The organism is Nonomuraea sp. NPDC050404, assembly GCF_040655495.1.
Taxonomy (GTDB): domain Bacteria; phylum Actinomycetota; class Actinomycetes; order Streptosporangiales; family Streptosporangiaceae; genus Nonomuraea.
In genome coordinates, this window is sequence record NZ_JBFAKB010000012.1 from 306,710 (window position 1) to 330,839 (window position 24,130).

At 70.3% G+C, this 24,130-nt stretch carries 19 protein-coding genes; 10 read left to right on the plus strand and 9 right to left on the minus strand.

Going from position 1 to position 24,130, the window contains the following annotated elements; genetic code table 11:
* The first annotated feature begins 14 nt into the window (after nucleotides 1–14).
* From AB0I81_RS32495 to AB0I81_RS32510, 4 genes are read left to right on the plus strand one after another with little or no spacing between them, the layout of a single operon-like run.
* Entirely contained in the window at nucleotides 15–452 is a 438-nt protein-coding gene (locus AB0I81_RS32495; protein ID WP_360664188.1) for a hypothetical protein, read from the plus strand.
* The gene (locus AB0I81_RS32500) at nucleotides 449–2,008 is read left to right on the plus strand and encodes a glycosyltransferase (RefSeq protein WP_360664191.1); all 1,560 of its coding nucleotides are present in this window, start codon (nucleotides 449–451) and stop codon (nucleotides 2,006–2,008) included. The genes AB0I81_RS32495 and AB0I81_RS32500 overlap by 4 nt, the downstream gene beginning before the upstream one ends.
* Nucleotides 2,005–4,011, plus strand: a complete 2,007-nt coding sequence (locus AB0I81_RS32505; protein ID WP_360664193.1) for a glycosyltransferase — start codon at nucleotides 2,005–2,007, stop codon at nucleotides 4,009–4,011. Before AB0I81_RS32500 ends, AB0I81_RS32505 begins: the two co-directional genes overlap by 4 nt.
* Nucleotides 4,008–5,669: a glycosyltransferase gene (locus AB0I81_RS32510; RefSeq protein ID WP_360664196.1), complete on the plus strand. Its 1,662-nt coding sequence runs from the start codon at nucleotides 4,008–4,010 to the stop codon at nucleotides 5,667–5,669. The genes AB0I81_RS32505 and AB0I81_RS32510 overlap by 4 nt, the downstream gene beginning before the upstream one ends.
* Here AB0I81_RS32510 and AB0I81_RS32515 read toward each other — a convergent pair.
* The 6 genes from AB0I81_RS32515 to AB0I81_RS32540 form a co-directional block, all read right to left on the minus strand.
* Nucleotides 5,666–6,028 carry a hypothetical protein gene (locus tag AB0I81_RS32515; RefSeq protein WP_360664199.1) on the minus strand — a complete coding sequence of 121 codons (363 nt, stop codon included), beginning with the start codon at nucleotides 6,026–6,028 and terminating at the stop codon, nucleotides 5,666–5,668. The genes AB0I81_RS32510 and AB0I81_RS32515 overlap by 4 nt on opposite strands.
* Nucleotides 6,025–6,321: a hypothetical protein gene (locus AB0I81_RS32520; RefSeq protein ID WP_360664202.1), complete on the minus strand. Its 297-nt coding sequence runs from the start codon at nucleotides 6,319–6,321 to the stop codon at nucleotides 6,025–6,027. Before AB0I81_RS32520 ends, AB0I81_RS32515 begins: the two co-directional genes overlap by 4 nt.
* A gap of 206 nt (nucleotides 6,322–6,527) precedes the next feature.
* Nucleotides 6,528–7,817, minus strand: a complete 1,290-nt coding sequence (locus tag AB0I81_RS32525; protein WP_360664205.1) for a homoserine dehydrogenase — start codon at nucleotides 7,815–7,817, stop codon at nucleotides 6,528–6,530.
* Nucleotides 7,814–9,196 (minus strand): diaminopimelate decarboxylase, encoded by a 1,383-nt coding sequence (gene lysA / locus AB0I81_RS32530; protein WP_360664208.1) that lies wholly within the window; start codon nucleotides 9,194–9,196, stop codon nucleotides 7,814–7,816. The genes AB0I81_RS32525 and lysA overlap by 4 nt, the downstream gene beginning before the upstream one ends.
* 124 nt (nucleotides 9,197–9,320) lie before the next feature.
* Nucleotides 9,321–9,947, minus strand: coding sequence for an anticodon-binding protein (locus AB0I81_RS32535; RefSeq protein WP_360664211.1), 627 nt, complete (start codon nucleotides 9,945–9,947; stop codon nucleotides 9,321–9,323).
* A gap of 27 nt (nucleotides 9,948–9,974) precedes the next feature.
* On the minus strand, nucleotides 9,975–11,822 hold the full coding sequence (locus AB0I81_RS32540; protein ID WP_360664214.1) for a hypothetical protein: 1,848 nt from the start codon (nucleotides 11,820–11,822) through the stop codon (nucleotides 9,975–9,977).
* A gap of 138 nt (nucleotides 11,823–11,960) precedes the next feature.
* Here AB0I81_RS32540 and AB0I81_RS32545 point away from each other — a divergent pair, with 138 nt between their 5' ends.
* Both AB0I81_RS32545 and treS read left to right on the plus strand, forming a co-directional pair.
* Nucleotides 11,961–13,601 carry an asparagine synthetase B family protein gene (locus tag AB0I81_RS32545; RefSeq protein WP_360664217.1) on the plus strand — a complete coding sequence of 547 codons (1,641 nt, stop codon included), beginning with the start codon at nucleotides 11,961–11,963 and terminating at the stop codon, nucleotides 13,599–13,601.
* Nucleotides 13,602–13,861: 260 nt separating this feature from the next.
* The gene (gene treS / locus AB0I81_RS32550) at nucleotides 13,862–15,577 is read left to right on the plus strand and encodes a maltose alpha-D-glucosyltransferase (protein ID WP_360664220.1); all 1,716 of its coding nucleotides are present in this window, start codon (nucleotides 13,862–13,864) and stop codon (nucleotides 15,575–15,577) included.
* Between the two features lie 21 nt (nucleotides 15,578–15,598).
* On the opposite strand, the gene AB0I81_RS32555 is transcribed toward treS, so the two are convergent.
* From AB0I81_RS32555 to AB0I81_RS32565, 3 genes are read right to left on the minus strand one after another with little or no spacing between them, the layout of a single operon-like run.
* Entirely contained in the window at nucleotides 15,599–17,866 is a 2,268-nt protein-coding gene (locus tag AB0I81_RS32555; RefSeq protein WP_360664223.1) for an FtsX-like permease family protein, read from the minus strand.
* Nucleotides 17,863–18,591 (minus strand): ABC transporter ATP-binding protein, encoded by a 729-nt coding sequence (locus tag AB0I81_RS32560; protein ID WP_360664226.1) that lies wholly within the window; start codon nucleotides 18,589–18,591, stop codon nucleotides 17,863–17,865. Before AB0I81_RS32560 ends, AB0I81_RS32555 begins: the two co-directional genes overlap by 4 nt.
* Nucleotides 18,588–19,097, minus strand: coding sequence for a PadR family transcriptional regulator (locus AB0I81_RS32565; protein WP_360664229.1), 510 nt, complete (start codon nucleotides 19,095–19,097; stop codon nucleotides 18,588–18,590). Before AB0I81_RS32565 ends, AB0I81_RS32560 begins: the two co-directional genes overlap by 4 nt.
* 126 nt (nucleotides 19,098–19,223) lie before the next feature.
* On the opposite strand from AB0I81_RS32565, the gene AB0I81_RS32570 reads away from it, so the two are divergent.
* From AB0I81_RS32570 to AB0I81_RS32585, 4 genes are read left to right on the plus strand one after another with little or no spacing between them, the layout of a single operon-like run.
* Nucleotides 19,224–20,471: an ABC transporter substrate-binding protein gene (locus AB0I81_RS32570; RefSeq protein ID WP_360664232.1), complete on the plus strand. Its 1,248-nt coding sequence runs from the start codon at nucleotides 19,224–19,226 to the stop codon at nucleotides 20,469–20,471.
* A 7-nt stretch (nucleotides 20,472–20,478) separates the two neighbouring features.
* A complete protein-coding gene (locus tag AB0I81_RS32575) occupies nucleotides 20,479–21,804 on the plus strand; it encodes an ABC transporter substrate-binding protein (protein ID WP_360664235.1) in 1,326 nt (441 codons plus the stop codon).
* A 12-nt stretch (nucleotides 21,805–21,816) separates the two neighbouring features.
* Nucleotides 21,817–23,199, plus strand: coding sequence for an ABC transporter permease subunit (locus AB0I81_RS32580; RefSeq protein ID WP_360664238.1), 1,383 nt, complete (start codon nucleotides 21,817–21,819; stop codon nucleotides 23,197–23,199).
* Entirely contained in the window at nucleotides 23,196–24,125 is a 930-nt protein-coding gene (locus AB0I81_RS32585) for a carbohydrate ABC transporter permease (RefSeq protein WP_360664241.1), read from the plus strand. Before AB0I81_RS32580 ends, AB0I81_RS32585 begins: the two co-directional genes overlap by 4 nt.
* Nucleotides 24,126–24,130 lie beyond the last annotated feature (5 nt).

Here is a 24,130-nt window from a genome sequence, read left to right on the forward strand (position 1 = left end):
AAAGGTAAGCGCGGATGCCCTCGCCCCGCCGTCTGGCAGCGACCGCCGCACCACTCGCAGCACTGGCTCTCGGCGCGCTCGCGCTCCTCGTATTCGCCGATCTGATCACGTTCGGCGCGGCGGTCTCGGCCGTCGCGTTCATGATCGCGCTGGCGGCGCTCGCCCTGCTCGTGCTCATCGTGCGCCGCCTCGACGGCAAGGCGCACCGGATCGACCTGCGGATCAAGAAACACGAGACCGAGCTGGCCAGGACCACCGCCACGCTGAAGAGCATCGAGACCAGGATCGACGTGCTGGTGCGGGCCGTCGAGGACTCCGCCGGGCGGCGGGCCGACGACGTCGGAGCGATCCTGGCCTCGCTCGGCGAGGACCGCGTGAACGCCAGGGTGGCCGCGCGCGAGGTGGCGGAGCTGCGCGAGGAGGTCAGAGGGCTGGCCAAGGACCGCGTATGACGCGGGGCCGGAGCGCCGACCGCGAAACGGGTCGCGAATTGGGCACGGCGCGGGTCAGGCACAACGACTACGGCGTGCTGCGACCGCCCGCGCTCGGCTCGTGGGAGCCGTCGTTGCGGGTGTCCGTAATCATCCCCGCCCACGACTGCGCGGACGCGCTGGCGCGCCTGGTTCCTGCGCTGGCGCGGCAGACGTACCCGGCCGAACTGGTCGAGGTGATCGTCGCCGACGACGGCAGCAGCCCGCCGCTGGAGGTGCCGGGGGCGCGGGTCGTACGGGTGTCCGAGGGGTGGGGGCGCGGCGCGGCCCGGCAGACCGGCCAGCTCGCGGCCACCGGGGACGTGATCCACTGGCTGGACTCCGACATGCTCCTGGCCGACGACCACATCGAGGCGCACATGCGCTGGCACCACCTGATCGACTACGCGGTGGTGATCGGCGACACGCGGTTCGTGGACGAGCCTGGCCAGGAGGGCACGCAGTCCGCGTACACGCGCAAGATCCTGGACTCCACCGGGCGGCTCAGGGACGCGGGGGCGAACCCGTACCTGCTGCACACGGGCGCCTCCTCCTCCGTGCGAACCGGCCTGCTGCGCGCCGCCGGCGGCGTGGACGCCTCCCTGAACATGGCCGAGGACACCGAGCTGGGGTACCGGCTGGCGCAGGCCGGGGCGGTCTTCATCCCGGACGAGGAGGCCAGGGCGTGGCACGTCGGGCCGTCCACCGTGATGGTGCGCGAGCAGGACGTGCACCGGCACAACTGGTCGTTCCTCGGTGACCTGATCCCGGACCTGCGCTGGTTGAGGGCGCATCCGCGGCGGCAGTGGCGGGTTCCGTACGTGCGGGTCGCGGTGGTCGCCACGACGTACGAGCAGACGCGTGCGACCGTGGACTCGGCGCTGGCGGGCACGCTCGCCGACGCGGCGGTCACGCTCGTCGGGCCCTGGAGCGAGCTGACCGGGGAGCGTCGCGCGAGCCTGGACGAGCCGCTGCTGGAGCTGCGGCTGCTGCACAACCTCTACGCCCACGAGCCCCGGGTGGATTTCGCTGAGAGCGTAATCGCCTCGGCGGCGCCCGCCCCCTTCCTGCTCACGTTGCCCACCGGCTGGGTGCTGGGCGCCGACACGCTCGCCGGGCTCGTCCGGCACGCCGACGGCGAACTGCTCGGGCTGGTCTGCGCGGCGCTCGCGGAGGACTCCGACGGGGTCGTGACCGCCCGGCTGGAGCGCACGTCCGCCTTCGCCCGCGCCGCGCTGCTGTTTCCCGGTGAGGCCCCGGATGACCTGGTGGATGAGCTGTTCGGGTCGGAGTGGGTCAGCGGGGCCGAGTACGGCTTCGCGCCGGCCGACGAGGCGGAGGCGCCGGCCGGGGATCCCGCCAAGTGGCGGGCCCTGGCGGGGCGGCGGCTCGATGAGGTCAAGGAGTTGCGGGCCGAGGTGGAACGGCTGCGCGGCGAGGTCGAACGCCTGACCGCCGAGCCGGATCAGGCCGACGCGGAGCGGGAGCGGCGGGGCCCGTTGGACACCATCATCCGCCACCTGCGGAGCGCCGGATGATCCAGCGGTTGCTGGCGGACCTGCCCGGCGCGCGGGTGTTCACCGCCGGAATCGCCCCCACCGAAATCGCCGCTGCCGGGACCGACCGTGCGGAGACCGGCCCTGCCGGGACCGACCGTGCGGAGACCGGCCCTGCCGGCACCGACCGTGCGGAGACCGGCCCTGCCGGCACCGACCCCACCGGGACTGGTGTGGTGGACCTGGACCGGGACCTGCTGGCTCCCGTGGCCGAGCCGGAGCGGGCGCGTGACGTGCTCGTGCTCGCCAAGACCCCCGCCGACCTGCGCAGGATCGCCACCCTGCACAAGCTGCTGCCCCCGGCCGAGCGGGTCGTCGTGGCCGTGCTCGACACCCCGGCCGCGCACCCCGCCCCCGTACCCACGCCGACTCCCGCGCATCGGTGGCGGTCGCTCACGGACCTGCGGGTTCACCAGCCACAGGCCCGGGTCTGGGTGGTGGACGCGCGCTTCTCCGCCGCCACGCCCGCCGGGCGCACGGTGACGGCCATGGCCCGCGCCTTCGCCGGGCACCGCCTGGACGTCATCACGGCGCCCGCGGCGGTGATCGCGGGCGTGGGGGCGGCGGACTGGCGGCCAGGGGATCCCAACGCGACGCCGGCCGAGGTGAGCGGACCCGTGCCGGAGCGGGTGGGCGCGCCGGGCGGCGATGTGGTGTTGCGCACACTCACAACGGAGCCGGACAACCGATGGGCCGGGGACGAGAGGCCCGTCGAGCGGCCGACACTGCGGACCGTGAGCTGGGAGAACCTGGGACGCCCCGGCATGACCGACTCCCCGCTGGCCGACCCCGACGTGCTGGCCGAGCCGTCCATGATCCCCCCGGTGGACGAACGCCTGGTCAACCCCCAGGGCTTCGTGACCAGCCCGTCCCGCGCCATGGCGTCCCTGGCCGAACGCGACGGGCGCTGGTCGGTGCTGCTGGACGGGAAGGTCGTCACGTCGTTCGCCGAGTCGGGAGGCGTCACCGACGCGGACGTGGCCAGGCTGCGCCAGATCAGGGGCGTGGAGGTCGACTGGCGGCGGGCGCACAGCGGCCCGCTGGCGGCCGTACGGGTGCTGGCCGGGCTGAGCGCCGCCGGGGTTCCGCTGGTGAGCGACGCGGTGCCGCGCTGGGCGGGCGCGCTCGGCGACGACCTGGCCGATCTACTCACCCGCACCCCCGACCTCTCCGACGAACTGCGGCGCGAGGAGCACAGCATCCGCCTGCGCCGCGCCGCGCTGCGTACCCATGGGGTCGCGGCGAGATGGGAGCAACTCGGCGCGCCGGCCCCCGCTCCCCCACTCACCTCGGTGCTGCTGGCCACGCGCCGCGCCGGCATGGTCGCCTTCGCCCTCGACCAGGTCGCCCGCCAGCGCGACGCCCGGCTCGAAGTGATCCTGGCGCTGCACGGTGTGCCCCGGGAGCATCCGGACGTGGCCGCCGCGATCGCCGCCTTCGACGGGCCGCTGACCGTGTTCGAGGCCGACCCGGGGGCCGTGTTCGGCGAGGTGCTGAACGACGCCGCCGCCAGGGCCTCGGGCTCGTTCCTGCTGAAGATGGACGACGACGACTGGTACGGGCCCGACTTCCTGGCCGATCTGCTGCTGGCGCACTCGTACTCGGGAGCGCAGGTCGTCGGCACCGTCCCCGAGTTCGTCTACCTGTCCTCCATCGACGTCACCGTGCACCGGCGGCAGACCACCGAGCAGATCACCAGCTTCGTGGCGGGCGGGACGATCCTGGCCGAGCGGTCGGCGTTCCAGGCGGTGGGCGGGTTCAGGCCGCTGCGGCGCTCGGTGGACACCCAGTTCCAGGAGGCGCTGCAGGCGGCGGGCGGGCAGATCTACCGTACGCACGGGCTCGGGTACGTCCTGCGCAGGGGCCCTGCGGCGAATCACACCTGGCAGGAGCCCATCGGGACGTTCCTGCGGCGCAACAGGCGGCAGTGGCGCGGCTTCCGCCCGAGCGCCCTGATGGCCATGGACGAGAGCGCGCTCCCATGATCCGAATCCCGCACAACGACTTCGGCGTGCTCACCCCGCCCGCCCTCGGCGCCTGGGAGCCCACGCTCACCGTCACCGTCGTGATCCCGGCCCACGAGCGTCAGGAGACCCTGGACCTGACCCTGGCGGCGCTGTCGGCGCAGAGTTACCCGGAGCGCCTGCTCGATGTCATCGTGGTGGACGACGGCAGCTCCACCCCGCTGCGCCTGCCGGAGATCGTCCCGGCCAGGACGAAACTGATCTCCAGCCCGCCGGGCGGCTGGGGGCGGGCCTGGGCGGTGCAGGCGGGCATCGACGCGGCGCGCGGCGAGGTCGTGTTCGTGCTGGACGCCGACATGGTGCCGCACCGCCATCACGTGGAGGCCCAGCTCCGCTGGCACCACCTGGCCCCGTACGTGGTGGCGCTGGGCTGGATCGACTTCACCGACGGCCCGCTGCCCACCCAGGAGCAGGTCGTACGGGCGCTGGGGACCGGCACGGAACCCGATCTCTTCCCCCTCTCGCCGCACCGCCACGACTGGGCTGAGCAGATCATCCGCGACCACGACGGCCTGCGCACCGCCCCGAACTCCCTGGCCACCCGGATCCACGTGGGGGCCACGGCGTCCTACCCGGCGGCGCTGCTGCGCTCGGTCGGCGGCCTGGACACCTCCCTGGTCCTGGCCGAGGACACGGAGCTGGGCTACCGGCTCACGCAGGCGGGCGCCGTGTATGTCCCCGACCCCGACTCCAGGGCGTGGCATCTCGGGCTGCCCACGGCGATGCGCGACTGGCGGGCGCTGAAGCGTCACAACGACCCGTATGTCGCCGACCGGGTGCCGTACCGGCGCTACCTGCGCGCGGAGGCGGGCCGGCAGTGGCTGGTGCCGTACGTGGAGGTGACGGTGCCGCAGGGCTCGTACGAGGACGTACGGGCCACCGTGGACTCCCTCCTGGCCTCCTCGCTCCCGGACCTGAGAATCACCGTGACGGCCCCCTGGCACCTCCTGACCGCCGAACGCCGCTCCCCCCTCGCCGACCCCTGCCTGGACCTCCGCCTCATCCACGCGAACTTCCAACACGACCCCCGCGTGCGGTTCACCCCTCTCCCCGGCACCGCCCCGTTCCGCCTGTCGGTCCCGCCGGGCTGGGTCGCGGCCAAGGACACGGTGGAACGCCTGGTGGAGCGCCTGGAACAACACGACCTGGGCACGATCTGCGTGGCCCTGGAGGAGACGCCGGAGAACGGCGTGCTGACCGCCCGCCTGGACCGCACGGCGGCCCTGTCCCGCGCCGACCTGGTCGCCACACCGGACGACCACCGGGACGACCTGATCGACGCCCTGTTCGGCCTCGAATGGGTGGACGCGGAGACCTGGGCCTTCACCCGCCGCCCCGCCACCTACCCGCCCCGCAGACGCCCGCCGTCAGAGCTCGCCCAGCTCACCACCGCCCACGACAAGGAGATCGCCCTCTACCGCAAGCGCGTGGCCACCCTCAGGGCCGAACTCGCCCAACTGCGCAGGGAGTCGGGCAAGAACGGCAGAGACGCGGCACGGTGGCGCGAAAAGGCGGAGGCGTGGCGCCGCGAGGCCATGCGGCTGACCAGAGAACAGAACCGCACCCTCCTCAACCGGGCCGTCCGCCGAATCCGCAACCTGACCTCCCCCGGCAACTAACCGGTTACGTCGGTGTCCTTCGGATGCTGGGAGGAGGCGTACACGAAGTGCACGGTCCGTCGGTCCACGTCGATGAGATACCTCACACGACCACCGGAGGTGACCTCGTATTCCCATTGCGGAAGGACCTGGCCACCGATGGCCGAGGTGGCCAGACGGCCCCGAAGCCGGTGTTGCCGATCAGGGTTGTCGGTGGAAAGCGGATCGCTTCGCAGGGCATCGAAGCATCGGCGAGCGTTAGCCGGGACCTCCGCGCACAACGCCGCCCATCCTTTCGCCGCCTCGTTAGTGGCGAACCGCATGCGCCACTCGTCACCGATCGGCAGAGGCGCCACGTCGTCCCCGCGCTTGGGGCTCACGGAGCGAGCACCTCGCCGTGGTCCTCGTCGGGCAGGGGGCGCGTGAGCTCGGCCGTCAGGGTGGGGTCGGCCAGAATCCGGGCGGTGGCCCGCCATTCGACGATGACTCTGTGCAGCGTGGCGTGAACGTCCAGTTCCACGGCGTCTCTGGTGGCATTGACGAGGTCCTGGACGAACTCGCGCCGCTCACTGTCCGACAGGTGCCGAGCCCACGAGAACACGGCGGGAAGCGCGTTCTCGACCACACGAACGCCCTCCTTGCTCACCACGAGCGCGGAGAGCAGGTTGGCCACAACATTCGCGGTCTCTTCCCGCTCATGGTCGTGCCGCGCGGTCGTGAGGTAGAGATCTTCACCGTCCCGCCGCCTGACATGTACGCGATGTACGCGACTGACCGTCTCAGCGACCTCCTTGGAATGCTTCGAGAGATCGCTGAAAGGTACAGTCGGCGCACTCATAGACCGACGGTACTTCGGAAGTAATTCCGAAGTCAATCCGCTTACTCGTCGCCCTCCACGCGCATCACGCTCGCCACCGCCCGTACCACATCCAGCTCCCGCAGCCCTTCCATCGTCGCCGACAGGGCCGCGTCCGTGGCCCGGTGGGTGACGATGACGAGTTGGGCGTCGTCCCCGTGGCCCTCCTGGCGTACCGTCTGGATCGACACGTCGTGCTTGGCGAACAGCTCCGCCACCCGCGCCAGCACGCCCGGCTTGTCGGCCACGTCCAGCGCCACGTGGCAGCGCGTGACGGTCTCGCCCATGGGGTGCACGGCCAGGTCCGCGTACGTCGACTCCTCCGGCCCGCGCGTGCCGGCCAGCCGGTTGCGGCCCACGGCCACCAGGTCGCCGAGCACGGCCGAGGCCGTCGGGGCGCCGCCCGCGCCCTTGCCGTAGAACATGAGCTGCCCCGCAGAAGCCGCCTCCACGAAGACCGCGTTGTACGCCTCCCGCACCCCGGCCAGCGGATGCGAGCGCGGGATCATCGCCGGGTGCACCCGTACGCCGAAGGAGCGGCCGTCGTCGGAGCGGGCGCAGATGGCCAGCAGCTTGATGACGTAGCCCATGGCCTTGGCCGAGGCCACGTCGGTGGCGGTGATCTCGGTGATGCCCTCCCGGTGCACCTCCCCGGCGCGTACCCGGCTGTGGAAGGCGAGCCCCGCCAGGATGGCGGCCTTGGCGGCGGCGTCGAAGCCCTCGACGTCGGCCGTCGGGTCGGCCTCCGCGTAGCCGAGCGTCTGGGCCTCCTCCAGGGCGTCGGTGAAGGACGCGCCCGTGGAGTCCATCTTGTCGAGGATGTAGTTGGTGGTGCCGTTGACGATGCCCAGCACCCGCTTGACGTGGTCGCCGGCCAGCGACTCGCGCAGGGGCCGCAGCAGCGGGATGGCGCCGGCCACGCTGGCCTCGAAGTACAGGTCGCCGCTGCCGGTGCGGGCCGCCTCGTGCAGGGTGGCGCCGTCCTCGGCGAGCAGCGCCTTGTTGGCGGTGACCACCGACTTGCCCCTGGACAGGGCGGCGACGATCAGCGAGCGGGCGGGCTCGATGCCGCCGATGACCTCGATCACGATGTCCACGTCGTCGCGGGTGACCAGCGATTCGGCGTCGGTGGTCAGCAGGGCGGGATCGACGTCGATGTCGCGTTTGCGGCCTAGCCTGCGCACGGCGACCCCGGCCAGCTCCAGCGGTGCCCCGACGCGCGCGGCCAGGTCGTCGGCCTGCTCGTGCATGAGCCTGATGACCTGGGAACCGACGACGCCGCAGCCCAGCAGAGCCACTTTCAGCGGTTTCACAGCTGCCCCCTCAACAGGTCGTCCTCGGTCTCACCCTGCACGATCACACGGGACGCGCCGCCGGAGACGGCGACCACGGCGGGTCTGGGCAGGTAGTTGTAGTTGCTGGCCAGCGAACGGCAGTAGGCGCCGGTCGCGGCCACGGCGATCAGGTCGCCGGGGGCGAGGTCGGCGGGCAGGTGGAAGTCGCGCACGATGATGTCGCCGCTCTCGCAGTGCTTGCCGACCAGGCGGCTGAGCATGGCCTCGGCCTCACTGGCCCGGCTGGCCAGCACGGCGGTGTACTCGGCGCCGTACAGGGCCGTGCGCACGTTGTCGCTCATGCCCCCGTCGATGCTCACGTACGTACGCAGGCCCTCGACGTCCTTGATCGTCCCGACCTCGTAGAGGGTGATGCCGCCGGGGCCGACGATGGTGCGGCCGGGTTCGACGGTCAGGCGGGGCACGGGCAGGCCCGCGTCCACGCACACCTTGGAGACGATCTCGCGCAGGCCGTCGGCCAGCTCCTTGATGTCGGGAGCCTCGTCACCCTCCACGTACGCGATGCCGTAGCCGCCCCCGAGGTCCAGCTCGGGCAGCACCACGCCGTGCTCCTCCTTGATCTGCACGAGCAGGGAGGCCAGCCGCCGCGCGGCCACCTCGAACCCCGCCGTGTCGACGATCTGGGAGCCGATGTGGGAGTGCAGCCCGACGAGGTCGAGCTGGGGCAGGGCCAGGATCCTGCGTACGGCCTCGGCCGCCGCCCCCGTGTTCAGCGACAGGCCGAACTTCTGGTCGTCGTGCGCCGTGGCGATGAACTCGTGCGTGTGCGCCTCGACCCCGGTGGTGACCCTGATCATCACCTTGGGCCGCTTGCCCTGCTGCTCGGCGAGGTAGCCGAGCCTGGCGATCTCGTCGTAGGAGTCGACCACGATGTGCCCGACCCCGGCCTCCAGCGCCTTGCCGAGCTCGGCCAGGGACTTGTTGTTGCCGTGCATGGTGATGCGCTCGCCGGGGAAACCGACGCTCAGCGCCACCGCCAGCTCGCCGCTGCTGGCCACGTCGAGCCCGAGGCCCTCGGCCTGCAACCAGCGCACGATCTCCTTGCACAGGAACGCCTTGCCGGCGTAGTGGACCTCGGAGCCGGCGAACGCGGTGGCGTAGTCGCGCATGCGGGAGCGCACGTCGTCCTCGTCGATGACGTAGAGCGGCGTGCCGTGCTCGCGGGCCAGGTCACGGACGTCCACCCCGCCGACCGTGAGCGCGCCATCGGCCCGGGTCGACGTTCGCGGCCAGATCGCGGGGTTGATCCGGTTGAGGTCGGCGGGCGCCAGCGGAGGGCGCTCGTGGGGCAGCATCTCAGCGTGCCGGTCCCCGGCGGGATGGGCGAATCGACTCACCCGATCGAGGCTATCGGAAGCGCTAGTGCGCCATGACCCCGTGACCACGTATCGAGACGCGATCACGCCCCAGAAGGGATATTTTTACGCTCTTTGGCCGTTTAGCCGGATATTTTGTGACACTTCACAATCGGTCAGGCCCTGGCAACAGTTTCCCCACCACCGCCGCCACCCGCACCCGCGCCGTGTGCACCGCCCCCGGCTCCTCATCCCCGACCGGAACGGCCGGAGCCCGCTCATGGGCGTCGTGGTAGGCCATCGCCAGCCGCACCAGATAGCTCTCCCACCCCGGCTCCCTGCTGACCCGCCGCCCCGGCAACTCCGCCAGCACCCGCAGGACCCGCCGATGCCAGGGATCATCGAGCAGTTCGCCCCGGAACCCGCCCTCGGCCACCCCCAGCTCCCGTGCCCACCTCCGCACGGCACAGGCCCGCACATGCCCGTACCGCACCACAAAGCCGGGATTCTCCCAGGTACGCGGAAAGTCCGGCCACTCCGCCTCGAAGGGCACCCGTACCGGCTCCTCCTCCACGAGCACGCCGGGCACGGCCACCACGATCCGCAGAAACCCCTTCCCCCGCACCTCCACGGAGGCCACCCCGTCGATCGCCCGCACCCGCTCGGCGAGCCCTTCGGCCGGCACCCGCCGCCGCAACGCCGCCGCCGACACGTACGACGCCTCCCGCTCCCACGTCCCCTCGGGCACCGCCGGCTCCCCGAGCACCCCGGCCAGCTCGTCGAGCGTCGTCATGCGACGACCCTATGCCGGTCCGGTTACTCAGATGAGCGCGTGCGGTTCCGCCGAGCCGTACTCGACCAGGTGGGCCGCGCCCAGGAGCCACCGATCCTCGTCGCGGACCCGTACGTAGCCGAACCGGTCGGCCGAGAACACCTTGATCCCGTCCGTACGGCACTGCCGCATCAGGACCTCGTCCCAGCCCTCGGTGAGGTCGGCGAAGCCCAGTTCGCGCAGGGCGTTGCGGCGGGCCAGGAGGGTGCCGCCGGTGATCTCCGGCACGTAGGAGTACTCGGTCTCCGGCTGCTTGAGCAGCGTGGCCTGGGGTTTGCGCAGGTGGGCGTAGAAGGCGGCCTTGCCCACGACGTCGGCCGTGCTGAACAGGAAGGCGCGGCGCAGGTCCGACAGGTAGTGAGGGCCGTAGACGTCGCGCGGGTCCATGACCGCCACGAGGTCGGCCTCGCACAGGTCGATGCCGGCGCCCAGCATCGCGCCCTCGGTCATCGAGGGCTGCGGGCGGCGGTAGATGATCTCCACGTCCGGCAGCACGTCACGGGCCCGCAGCTCGGCCTCGGGCGGGCCGATGACGATGAGCTGGTCGACCCCGGACTGCTTGGCCACCTGGGCCAGCGCGTGCTCCATCAGGAAGGGGTCGAGGATGGGCAGCATGACGGAGGTGTTGAGGGTGGGACGGGCGCTGGGCAGCCCGATCGCGTCGAGCATCTCGTCGATGCGCTCGCTCATCGTGCCCATCGAGTACGCCCTGCGCAGCGCCACGTGCGCGCGCCGCGAGTCCACCTCGGTGCCGATGGGCGTGCCGCAGGCGGCGATCTCGGCCAGCCGCCACTGCGGGGTGCCCGGCGGGCAGTCGGCGGCGGCGGGCCAGCGGTAGGAGGTCAGCACGTCGGGGTAGGCGAGGTGGCCGGGCAGGAGCTGGTCGAGCGTGAGCACCCGGTCGATGCGGCCCCCGGCCAGCGGCAGCGGGTTGTGCACCCGGGGCTGCACGCCGAACTGCAGCCGGGGCCAGGCCACGGTCAGGTCCGTGGTGAAGCGGTGCTCGAACAGCTCGGCGGCGGCCGCGTACGCCGACACCTCGCCCTGGGTGTGCCAGAACACCGTGCGGATGCCGCGCTCGGCGCACCAGGCCAGCAGCGCCCTGAGCTTCTCACCGGGCTCGCCGGTGATCTCCTCGACCCACGGGCCCTGCGTGACGGACTCGACGACCAGCAGGTGGGGCACCTCAAGGGGAAGCACCCTGGCGAAGTCGCGGGGCGTGAAGCCGGTGGTCTGCCGCCACTCGTAGCGCAGCAGCGCCTCGGCGTGCGGGTCGGCGATCACCGCGGCCGTCAGGTGCGGGCGGGTGTTGGGGCCGGTCGGCACGCGGTACGGCTTGAGCTTGAAGGAGGCGCCTTCGAGCGTCCTGGTCGTGTGGGTGGCCTGGAACGAGGCTCCCGGGCGATCGTCCTTGACCTTGACCCCGGCGGCCACGGGCTTGCGCTTGGGGGCGCTGGGGCGCTTGACCGGCTTCGCGGCGCCCCTTAGTCCCTTGGCCAGCCGCACGGGGTTGCTCTTGCCGCTCTTGATGGCGTCGCCGAGCCTGCTCCAGCGCGCGACCTTCATGGACGACAACTTCCACTGCGCGACCTCGGCCTGGAAACGCTGCTCCGCCAGCTCCTTACGCAGCCTGTCGGCGACGGCCTGCTCGGCCGAGAGCAGTTCCTCGGTCTCGGAGAGCTGCTCGGCCAGCGCTTTGGCCTCCTCCGCACTCTCTTCCGCCGCGGCCAGCTTCGCCTGGGCGGCGTCCAGCAGCCTGGCCAGCTCAGCAGCCCGCTCGGCCTGCGCGACCGCGTCACGCAACGCCCGCCTCGTGCTCTCCAGCTCCGTGGTCACCAGTCCTCCTCCGTCGGCCCGGTGACAAGACACTGCGTCTAATCGTTCACTCGCTACGCTCGCGAACCGGACCTCCGCTCTCGTAGCCCGGCAAAGGATACTCTTTTGCAAGAAGCGTCTCGAAGGGATTGAGATCCGGTGCAGTTCAACGTGCGGCCCTACGTCTGCGGCGCTCTCGGCCGGATCGACACCGCCCTGCTGGGCAAATTGATGGCCGCGGGGCCCAAGGTCAGGCCCGCGCTGCAGTCGCCGGACGCGGCGTTGTTCAGCTCCACGCCGCTGCCGCCCTACCACCGTGCGGGCGACTCCTACGCCTTCGCCTGGGGCGAACGCGGGCCGAACGCGGCCGAGGACGACTGGATCACGGTCGCGGAGACGTACGAGACTCCCGGGCTGATCGGCGACAGCCGCCGGGTGAGCCTGCACACAGGCGCGCTCGGCCTGGTGGACGTCTACTACGTGCGCCTGGGCGAGGCGATCTACTTCTCCTCCCTGATCCAGCCGCTGCTCAGCCTGGTGCCCGTGGCGATCGACTGGTCGGCGTGGGCCTCGATCCTCCAGGTGACCTTCCCGCTGGGCGAGGCCACCCCGTTCACCGAGATCAAACGGCTGCCGGGGGCCAGCGCGCTGGTGTTCGAACACGGCAGGCTGGCGACCGAGCGGCGGTTGCCGCGCTGGTTGCGCACCGAGCCGTACGAGGCGTGGACCAGCCCGCAGGAGATCGTGGAGCTGCTGCACCGGGTCTACGAGGACTACGCGGGGCGCAAGCTGCTGGTCCCGGTCAGCGGCGGGTACGACTCGCGGCTGCTGGCGAGCGTGGCCATGGCCCGCGGCTTCGACGTGGAGTCGTGGACGACCAGCCCCGACGACGGCACCGACACCGACATCGCGTTCGCCAGGTCGATCACCAGGGAGCTGGGCATCCCGCACCGGGTGGTCGGGCAGGACGCCGCCGCCTATCCGGCCGACGCGATGGAGGTGGCGCGCAGGCTGGAGTACCTGACGCCGCACCACGCCTGGTACGCCCCCTTCGCCAAGGAGGTGCACGGCGCGGGCCGGATCCTCATCGACGGCCTGGCCGGCGGGCCGCTGCTGAAGAACTTCATGGTCAGCGGCGCCGCGCTGGAGGCCACGACGCAGGCGGAGCGGTCGGCCGCCGTGCTGGGCTCGCTGTCGCTCGGGCAGCCCTCGCAGCCGTTCCTGTCCAAGGCGGCGGCGCAGTGGATGGAGGAGACCGTGCGCGAGCAGTTCGCGGCGGCCACGTCCATGCTCCACGGGCATCGCGCGGAGCTGCCGCTGTCGGTGCTGCACACCAGGACCGTGCGCGGCATCGCGCGCTCGGCGGTGAACCTCGTGGGCCCCGAGGCGTCGTTCGCGGCGCCGTTCATCCATCCGGAGTTCTTCGACGCCGCCCTGTCGGTCGGCGTGGCACGCAAGGACAAGGGCCGCTTCTACCGCGAGGTGCTGTACGCGGCAAATCCGCGGGTGGCCGCTCTGCCCTCGACGAACGTGATCAAGCAGCCGCTCCAGCGCATGCCGCTGCGTTCGACGGCGGCGCCGGCCCGGAGTTACGCCCACAACATGCTGGAAACATTGGCGACCCGGGTGCCCGGCCTGCTCTCTGACGAGTTGCACGAGGTGGTCGCCGGTGGTCCTGACGCGCTGACCAGGTTCAACGGGTGGAACGATCGTTTTTGGGTGCGCGGTCTGGTGCTGTTCGGGCTATATTTGAGCGACTTCGAGAACGATCTCGCGGACTTGACCACACCTTTTTCGTGAACTCTGGGTAACAGGGCGATTACATCCCGATCTCGTGGGTATTACAGGTCGCACAGCAGAAGCGGGTTCCGGATAGCCAACGGGCTGGTAGTGTTCGGCCCGTAAGCGCCGCACAAACGGGCACCAGATCACAAATCCGGTCCCGTTGAGGGCAGTGGAGTTCGCAGGGATGACGACTCCACGCGGCGCGGTCACCAGATAAATACGCCGGGGCAACCGGTGACTTCGTCCTGCCCACATCTCTTCCTGTGAGCGACATCATGAACAACGCATCCCCATTTCCAGAGCCGATCTCCGAGGCGTTCGTCTCGGAGGATCCTGCCTGGTACAAGCGGGCGGTGTTTTACGAGATCCTCGTCCGGGGGTTCAAGGACTCCAACGGCGACGGCACCGGCGACCTGCGCGGTCTCATCGAGAAGCTCGGCTATCTCGAGTGGCTCGGCGTGGACTGCCTGTGGTTGTTGCCGCTGTACGAGTCGCCGCTGCGTGACGGCGGGTACGACATTTCGGACTACATGAAGATCCTCCCCGATTTTGGGGACCTGGGGGACTTCGTGCAGTTGATCGAGGCGGCGCACGAGCGTGGCCTGCGGATCATCACCGACCTTGTGATGAATCACACCAGTGACCGCCACCCGTGGTTCCAGGCCTCCAGGCACGATCCCGAGGGGCCGTACGGGGACTTCTACGTCTGGTCCGACAACCCCGGCGCCTACCCCGACGCACCGATCATCTTCATCGGCGCGGAGGAGTCAAACTGGACCTACGACCCGGTGCGCAAGCAGTACTACTGGCACCGTTTCTTCCACCACCAGCCGGACCTCAACTATGACAACCCTGCCGTGCAGGAGGCCATGCTGGAGGTCCTGCGGTTCTGGCTGGACCTGGGCATCGACGGGTTCCGGCTGGACGCGGTCCCGTACCTGTTCGAGCGGGAGGGCACCGCGTGCTCCGGGCTGCCCGAGACGCACGCGTACCTGAAGAAGATCCGCGCGGAGGTGGACCGCCTCTACCCGGACCGGGTGCTGCTGGCCGAGGCCAACGGCTGGCCCGAGGACGTGGTGGAGTACTTCGGCGACCCCACCACGGGCGGCGACGAGTGCCACATGGCCTTCCACTTCCCGCTCATGCCGCGCATCTACATGGCGGTCAAGAAGGAGACCCGCGAGCCGATCTCCGAGATCATGTCGCGCACGCCCAAGCTGCCGGACACCGCGCAGTGGGGCATCTTCCTGCGTAACCACGACGAGCTCACGCTCGAGACGGTGACCGAGGAAGAGCGCGACTACATGCACAAGGAGTACGCCAAGGACCCGCGCATGCGGGCCTACCTGGGCATCCGCCGCCGCCTGGCCCCGCTGCTTGACAACGACAGGGACCGGATCGAGCTGTTCACGGCGCTGCTGCTGTCGCTGCCCGGCTCGCCGGTCATCTACTACGGCGACGAGATCGGCATGGGCGACAACATCTGGCTGGAGGACCGCGACTCGGTCCGCACGCCGATGCAGTGGAGCCCCGACCGCAACGCCGGCTTCTCCTCGGCCGACCCCGGTCGGCTCTACCTGCCCGCGGTCATGGACCCGATCTACGGCTACCAGGCGGTCAACGTGGAGGCCCAGCAGCGGCACGAAGGGTCGTTGCTGCACTTCACCCGCAAGATGCTGGAGATCAGGCGCAGGCACCCGGTCTTCGGCATCGGGGCCTACACGGAAATGTGGTCCTCGAACCCGTGCGTGCTCACGTACGTGCGCGAGGACAACAACGACGTGATGTTGTGCGTGAACAACCTGTCGAAGTTCCCGCAGCCGGTGGAGCTGGACCTGCGGCGCTTCGAGGGCATGGTGCCGGTCGAGGCGCGCGGCGGGGTGCCGTTCCCGGCCATCGGGGAGCTGCCCTACCTGCTCACGCTGCCGGGGCACGGCTTCTACTGGTTCGCGCTCAAGAGCAAGCCCGAGGACAGCATCGACGAGAGGTGACCGGGCAAGGTGCCGGGAGCCTCAGCGAGAGGTGACCGGCACCTGGGCACGGGCCGCGCGGCGCGCCGGGATGAGCGCGACCGCCAGGGCCGTGCCCACGGCGACCAGCACCGTCACCGTCAATGTCAGCGGCGACGGCGCGCGGCCGATGCCCGCGCCGACGCCGCTGGTGTGGCCCTGCAGGTCGATCAGCCAGGTGACGATGAACAGCCCCGCCGCCGCGCCCACGCCGACCCCCAGCACCACCAGCAGGCCGGTGCCGGTCACGAGCGTGGCCATGACCTGGCGCGGGGTCAGCCCCATGGCCTTGAGCACGGCCAGGTCGAAGGCGTGGTCGCGCAGGCCGAGCGCGCTGGCGGTGAGCAGGTTGGCCAGCCCGATCAGCGCCAGCACCGCGATCAGGCCCACGATCACCCATCTGATGATCGCCAGGCGATGCGCCGGGTTGACCGCCGCCTGCACGTCCAGGCCCTGACCGGTGCCCGCCTGCAGCCGGCCGCTCACCTCCGAGGGGTCGGCGTTGGGCCGCAGGGCCAGCGCGTAGTACTCCGGCGGCACCGAGTCCTTGGCCGCCAGGCTGTCCAGCCCCACCGAGAGCACCTCGCCGTCCTGCTCGGGCTCGACGGTCCTGCCGACGATCCTGACGATCAGCGGCGTGCCGCCCACGGTCAGCCGCACCCGGTCGCCGATCTTGACGCCGAGCAGGTCGAGCAGGCCCTGCCCGGCGACCGCCTCGCCCTGACGCCCGTACATGCGGCCCTCGACCACGGGGAACGGGTACGGGCTCGTCGAGCTGCCGATCGCCCGCACCCTGACCGAGCGGGCCTCGCCGGGGGCCAGCGCGTTCACGTCGGTGCCCGGGTAGAGCGCGGTCACATCCTTGTCCTGGCCGGCGATCCGCTCGGCCACGGCGGGCTCCAGCTTGCCCGGCTTGACGTAGAGGGCGGCGTGCTGGCCCACCTGTTCGGGGTGGGCCAGGAAGTTGTCCAGCGTGGCCCACACCCCGAGCCCGATGGTGATCATCATCATCGGCACGGCCAGGCCGAACGCGGTCAGGAACGCCGGCACCCGCCGGGTGAAGGCGTCTCTGGTGCCCAGGATGAGGGCGGGCGGCAGGCGTACGAGCAGGGCCAGCCTGGCCAGCCTGGACAGGTGCCCGCGCGGCGGCCCGGTGGGCACGTCGGGGATCGGCGGCGTGCGCCCGCCCCGCCAGGCGGGCACCCCGACGGCGGCCAGCACCGCCAGGGCCGTGCCCGCGATGATGGCCAGCACGGGGATGGGCGCCACGGAGCCGGCGCCGAGCACGGCCGCCATCACGCCCCAGCCCGCCAGGGCGCCGGCCGCCACGCCCAGCAGCCCCAGCGCGCCGTGCTCGACCAGGAGCAGCAGCGCGACCTGGCGCTTGGTGAAGCCCATGGCCTTGAGCGTGGCCAGGTCGCGGAGCTGGCCGAGCACCCGGCCGCCGGCGGCGTTGGCGAGCGCGAGCGCGGCGGCCACCAGCCCGACCACGCCGAACAGCGCCAGCAGCGTGCCCAGCAGCCGGTTGTCCAGCTCCATGGCGGCCCTGACCTCGCGCCAGGTGTAGACGCGCTGGAGGCGGTCCTCCAGCATGACGACCGCGCGCTGCGAGACGACCTGCGCCGCCTCGGGGTCGCCCAGGCGCAGCCCGGTCACCCATTCGCTGCGGCCCAGCATGGGCTCGATGCGGTCCAGCGTGGTGGGCAGCACGTAGGCCAGGCCGGGCGTCCACTCGGGGTAGAAGCCCTGCTCGGCGGTGTCGGCGATGCCGTGCACGTACAGGGTGTGCCGCTCCCCGCTGAGCGCGATGAGCGAGAGGGGCGCGCCGAGCCTGAGCCCCAGGGAGTCGGCGAACGAGCGCTCGACCACCACCCCGTCGGGCCTGGCGGGGTCCAGCCAGCGACCCTCGGCCAGCACGGGGTGCGCCACCGCGGGCAGGGTGGCCGGCATCGCGCGCAGCGCCGCAGGCTCCTTCTGGCCGTCCTGCGCCACGGTCACGGGAGCCGACCGGTACGGGCCGGCGGTCCGCGTCACGCCGTCGATGCCGCCCAGGTCCACCTGGGGGCTGTCCTTGGTGTAGAGCCAGACGTGGGCCCCGTCGGTCTGGGCCGACAGGCTGCGCCACGGGTTCGTGCCGTCCTCCAGCAGGGTCGCCGCGGTGATCAGCGCGGCCACGATCCCGGCCACGGCCAGCACAGTCAGCACTGCCTGGCCCTTCCTGGCCCGCAGGTCGGCCCTGATCCACCGGCTCCCGGCCAGAGCGGCACTCATCGGAGGTCGATCACCTCTCCGGCCGTGCGCGTACGCCGGCGCGCGATGCGCCCGTCGTCCACGATCTCCCCGTCGAACAGCGACACCAGCCGGTCGGCCAGGCTCGCCACGCGGGCGTCGTGGGTGACCATGACGATGGTCTGGCCCTCCTTGTGCACGTCGCCGAGCAGGCGCAGCACGTCGCGGGTGTTGCGGCTGTCGAGGTTGCCGGTGGGCTCGTCGGCCAGCAGCAGGCTGGGCTCGTTGGCCAGCGCCCTGGCCAGCGCCACACGCTGCTGCTCACCGCCGGACAACTGGGCGGGCGCGGCGTCGGCCCTGTCGGTCAGGTTGAGCGCGGCCAGCAGGCTCTCCCGCCGCTCGCGGGCCACCTTGGGCGAGGCCCCGGCCAGCAGCGCGGGCAGTTCGACGTTGTCGCCGACGGTCATGTTGGCGACCAGGTTGAAGAACTGGAAGACGAACCCGACCTTCTTGCGCCGCAGCAGCGCCCAGGCGCTCTCGGAGAGCGTGTCCACGCGCTTGTCGTCGAGCCAGATCTCCCCGCTGGTCCTGGTGTCCAGGCCGCCCAGCATGTGCACGAGCGTGGACTTCCCGGAGCCGGAAGGACCCATGATCGCGACGAACTCGCCCGGCTCGACCTGCAGGTCCACCCCCCGGACGGCAGGTACGGGGACCGCCCCATCCTGGTAGATTTTGACCAGATTGACCGTTTTCACAACCGAGCTCATGCCAGATCCTCCTGGCAACGCTCCAGCCAGTCAAGATCCGCCTGCAGGTGCAGCATGGCCCCCTCGATGAGCAACAACGCCACCCGATCGGTGTCCGGCGTGTGGGACTGCAGCTCGCGCAGATCGCCCATCAGCGACAGGTAATGGCGACGCTGGCGGCTGATCAGCGCCATCCGGTCCGCGATGCCGGTGAGCGGCGCGAGCACGAGTTTCATGAAGAACTCGTCACGCACCCTGGGGCCCTCGGTCGGCTCGTCCACCCAGGCCACGAGGGAGTCACGGCCCTTGGCGGTCAGGTAGTAGACCTTCTTGTTGGGCCGGTTGGACTGCTCCACGTCCACCGCCCGCACCAGGCCGTCCTTCTCCAGCCTGCCGAGGGTGACATAGATCTGCCCGATGTTGGGAGAGGGATAGGCGCTGCCGAAGGTCTGTTCGAGGGCCTGTTTGAGCTCGTAGCCGTGGGCAGGCTCCTTCGCCAGAAGCGCCAGCAGGTGAGGCCGCACCACTTCACCTCCCCGCCTGTTACGTATGCGTTACGGAGTCATCCGTTGACCTACAGATTACAGGTGTGCATAACATGAATGCATCTACCTAACACGAATGTAAAACCACTTGAACACGGAGGAAACAGGGTGCTTCGCTCGCTTTCAGTGCTGCTCGCCGTGACCCTGGCGGCCGGCTGCACCGTGGCGGGCGACGAGGGCCGCGGCGAGACGGGGACGGGCGGAACCGGGCCCATCACCTTCGCCACCGGACGCGACACCACGGCGTACCTGCAACCCTTGCTGGATCGCTGGAACCAGGCCCACCCGGCCGAGAAGGTGACGCTGCTGGAGCTGCCCGAGGCCGCCGACGAGCAGCGCGCCCAGATGGTGGCCAACCTTCAGGCCCAGAGCAGCCGGTACGACGTGCTGGGGCTCGACGTGATGTGGACCGCCGAATTCGCGGAGAACGGCTGGATCATCCCCCTGGAGCGCGGGTTGTTCCCGCTCGACAGGTTCCTGCCGCCCGTCGTGGAGACGGCGATCTACAAGGACAAGCTCTGGGCCGTCCCCTACACCAGCAACGCCGGCCTGCTCTACTACCGCAAGGACCTGGTCAAGAAGCCACCCAGGACATGGGCCGAGCTACGCGACCAAGCCCGCGCGATCACGAAAAAGCGCAACATAGAGGGCTATGCCGGGCAGTTTCTGGCTTACGAAGGGCTCACGGTCAACTTCTCCGAGGCCGTGCAGTCGGCCGGCGGGCAGATCGTCAGCCCCGACGGCACCAAGGTGGCCCTCGACCCGGTCAAGGGCGGGACCGCGCTCGAATTCTTTCTGCAGGGACTGCGTGAGGGCTGGATTCCCAAGGAGTCGCTGAGCTACAAGGAGGAGGAGTCGCGCCTGGCCTTCCAGGAGGGGCGGCTCGCCTTCGCCAGGAACTGGCCGCACGCGTACGGACCCGCCAAGGCCGAGCTGGGCGGAAACCTGGGCGTGACCAGGCTGCCCGGCCTCAACGGGCCTGGGTCCAGCACGCTCGGCGGCGCCAACCTGGCCATCAGCGCCTACTCCAAGCACCAGCAGACCGCGCAGGAGTTCATCCGCTACTTCACGAGCCTGGAGAACGAACGCCGGGTGCTCACCGAGGGCTCGTTCCCGCCGGTGTGGAGCGAGCTCTACGACGACCCTGCCCTGATCAAGCGCTTCCCGTACCTGCCCGTGCTCAAGGAGACCATCCTGGCCGCCGAGCCGCGGCCGGCGAGCGCCAACTACAACCAGCTGAGCCTGGTGATCGCCAGTTCGGTCGCCAAGGCGCTCGGCAACCCCACACCGGAGACCGCCGACGACGTGGCGGTCTCCATGAAGTCAGAACTCGAAGAGATCATCAGAACCCAGTGAGGCAGCCATGCGAAAAGGCAGAGCAGCAGCGATCCTGGCCGGGCTCGCGGTAGCCGTCGCCGCCTGCGGAAACGCGCCGACGACCACCCAGCCCACCGCGTCGGAGTCGGCCCCCGCCACCGGCGGCGGCGACAAGACGCTCCAGGGCGTGAAGCTCGAAGTAGCCGCCAAGTGGACCGGCGCCGAGCAGAAGAACTTCGAGCAGGTGCTGAAGGCGTTCTCCGACAAGACCGGCGCGGAGGTCACCTACGCCTCCACCGGCGAGGACACCGGCGCCTACCTCGGCCCGCGCATCCAGGGCAAGAACCCGCCGGACGTCGCCATCCTGCCTCAGCCCGGCCTGGTCCAGCAGTACGTGGAGCAGGACGCGCTCAAGCCGCTGACCCCGGAGGTCACCCAGGAGATCGACACCAACTACACGCCGTACTGGAAGGAGCTCGGCTCCGTCGACGGCAAGGTGTACGGCGTGCTGGTCAAGGCCGCGCACAAGTCGCTGGTCTGGTACCGCTCGCAGGCGTTCGACGACGCGGGCGTGCAGCCGGCCACGACCTGGGACGAACTGGTCAAGAACGCGCAGACCATCGCCGACTCCGGCACGCCGCCGTTCTCGCTCTGCGGCGCGTCCGGATGGACGCTGACCGACCTGTTCGAGAACGTCTACCTGTCCAGCGCGGGCCCGGAGAACTACGACAAGCTCTCCAAGCACGAGATCCCGTGGACCGACGCGAGCGTGAAGACCGCGCTGGAGAAGATGGCGCAGATCTTCGGCAAGAAGGAGCTCATGGTCGACGGGAACTCCGGCGCGCTGCAGACCGAGTTCCCGACCTGCGTGAGCGAGGTCTACAGCAACAACAAGGGCGCCATGATCATCGAGGCCGACTTCGTGGCCGTCGAGGCCGTGCAGTCCGGCGCCAAGGTGGGCGAGCAGGCGAAGTACTTCCCCTTCCCCAAGGTCGGTGACACGGCCCCGGTCGTGCTCGGCGGCGACGTCGCGGTGGCCATGAAGGACTCCCCCGGCGCCATGGCGCTGGTGCAGTTCCTGGCCTCCAAGGAGGGCGGCGAGATCTGGGCCAAGCTGCCCGGCTACCTGTCCCCCAACAAGAACGTCTCCCCCGACAACTACCCCGACGAGCTGACCAAGCAGCTCGGCCAGACGATCGTCTCGGCCGGCGACGCGGTCCGCTACGACATGTCCGACCTTGCGCCGAGCGCCTTCGGTGCCACCGACGGCAAGGGCGAATGGAAGGTGCTGCAGGACTTCCTGCGTAACCCGAGCGACGTCAAGGGCGCGCAGGACGCGCTCGAAGCCGAGGCCAAGAAGGCCTGGAAGTAAAGAGGTAAGGCCGTGACCGAACGGTTGGACGGCCGGCAGGAACCGCCCGTGAAGGAGAGCACGGGCGGCCCTTCCACCGGACCGGCTGAATCCCCCCGTAAGACGCTACGCCTCGGCCCCTCGCCGGCGGTCGCCATAGCCTTCCTCCTCCCCGCGGCGCTGCTGCTGGGCATCTGGGTGGTCTACCCGATCGTCTACTCCCTGTTCCGCAGCCTGTTCGACGCGACGGGCAACGGATTCGTGGGCCTTGGCAACTACGTGACGATCTTCACCGATCAGGGGATGCTCACCACCATCCGCAACAACCTGATCTGGGTGGTCATCGCACCGATCATCGTCACCATGCTCGGCCTGATCTTCGCGGTGCTGACCGAGCGCATCAGGTGGGCGACGGCGTTCAAACTGATCGTGTTCATGCCGATGGCGGTCTCCCTCATGGCGGCCGGCGTGATCTTCCGGCTCGTGTACGAGGAGGACCCGAACAAGGGCCTGGCCAACGCCATCCTCACCACCGTGCAGGACACCTTCTCCTCCTCCCAGGGTTACCCGGAGGCCCGGCCGCGCGAGGGCGACGAGTCGCCGGTCGCGGCCCAGGACGGCGCGGTCGTCACCAAGCAGCCCGCCCAGGCGGGGCAGCCGGTGCTGATCCCCATCGTCGGCGTCAAGCCGGACGTCATGCCCGCCAACGCCCAGGCCGCGCCGGCCAACGTGTCCGGCGGCGGACTGTCGGGAGTCATCTGGTTCGACTTCACGCAGGGCGGCGGCGGACGCAACAACGCCGTGGACACCGGCGAGAAGGGCCTGCCGGGCATGACCGTGGAGGCGGTCGGCCAGAACGGCCAGGTCGCGGGCACCGCCACGACGACGGAGAACGGCTCCTTCAGCTTCAGCGGGCTGCCCGAGGGCTCCTACACCGTACGGCTGCCGCAGTCGAACTTCGAGGCCGCGTACGGCGGCCTGACCTGGCTGGGCCCGACGCTCATCACGCCCGCGATCATCGGCGCGTTCGTCTGGGTGTGGGCCGGGTTCGCCATGGTGCTGCTCGCGGCCGGCCTGGCGGCCATTCCGCGCGACGCCCTGGAGGCGGCCCGCATCGACGGCGCCTCGGAGTGGCAGGTGTTCCGCAAGATCACCGTGCCGCTGCTGTCGCCGGTCCTGCTCGTCGTCTTCGTGACGATGATCATTAATACGCTGAAGGTGTTCGACCTGGTGTTCATCATCGCGCCCTCCTCGGTCCAGCCACAGGCGAACGTGGTGGCGCTGGAGATGTGGCGCGTGTCGTTCGGCGGCGGGAACAATCAGGGGCTGGGCAGCGCGCTGGCCATCTTCCTGCTGATCTTGGTCCTTCCCTTCATGATCATGAACATCCGGCGTTTCAGGAGGGGAGAATCATGACGTCCACGACCGCCACCGCGCCTTCCGGAGCGTCGTCGGGGCCGTCGGGGCCGTCGGGGCTGGAGACGGGCGCGCCGCGCAGGGGTGTGGTCGGCAAGATCGTCGATCGGCTGGGCAGCGGTGCCGTCCAGGTGGTCATGGTGGTGCTGGGCCTGTTCTGGCTGGTGCCGACCCTGGGCCTGCTCGTCGTCTCGATGCGTACGAACCAGGTCAACAACGCCGAGGGCTGGTGGACGATCTTCACCAAGCCGGCCGAGCTGACCATCCAGAACTACGCCAACCTGCTGGGCAGCGGGTTCACCGCGTCCTTCTGGAACACCATCCTCATCACCGTGCCCACCACCATCCTGGTGATCGGCATCGCGGCGATGGCGGCGTACGCGTTCGCCTGGATGGACTTCCCCGGCCGCGACCTGGGCTTCCTCATCGTGGTCGGCCTGCTGATCGTGCCCATCCAGATCGCCCTGATCCCGGTCGCCGCCCTCTACGGCGGCGCCCAGATCTTCGGCAGCATTCCAGGCGTGGTGCTGTTCCACGTGGCGTTCGGCCTGCCGTTCGCGATCTTCCTGCTGCGTAACTTCTTCGTCGGCATCCCGGCGTCGCTGCTGGAGGCGGCGCGCATGGACGGGGCGCCGGAGTGGCGGATCTTCGTGTCGGTGGTCTTCCCGCTGGGCAAGCCCGCCATCGCCTCGCTGGGCATCTTCCAGTTCCTGTGGGTGTGGAACGACATGCTCATCGCGCTGGTCTTCGCCGACACCGGTAACCAGCCGATGACCAAGTATCTGCAGTCTCAGATGCGACAGTTCGGGTCGAACGTGGACATTCTCTCGTCCGGCGCGTTCATGTCGCTGATCATTCCGCTGATCATGTTCTTCGCGTTCCAGCGGTACTTCGTGCAGGGGATGATGGCCGGCTCCGTGAAGTGAGCCCG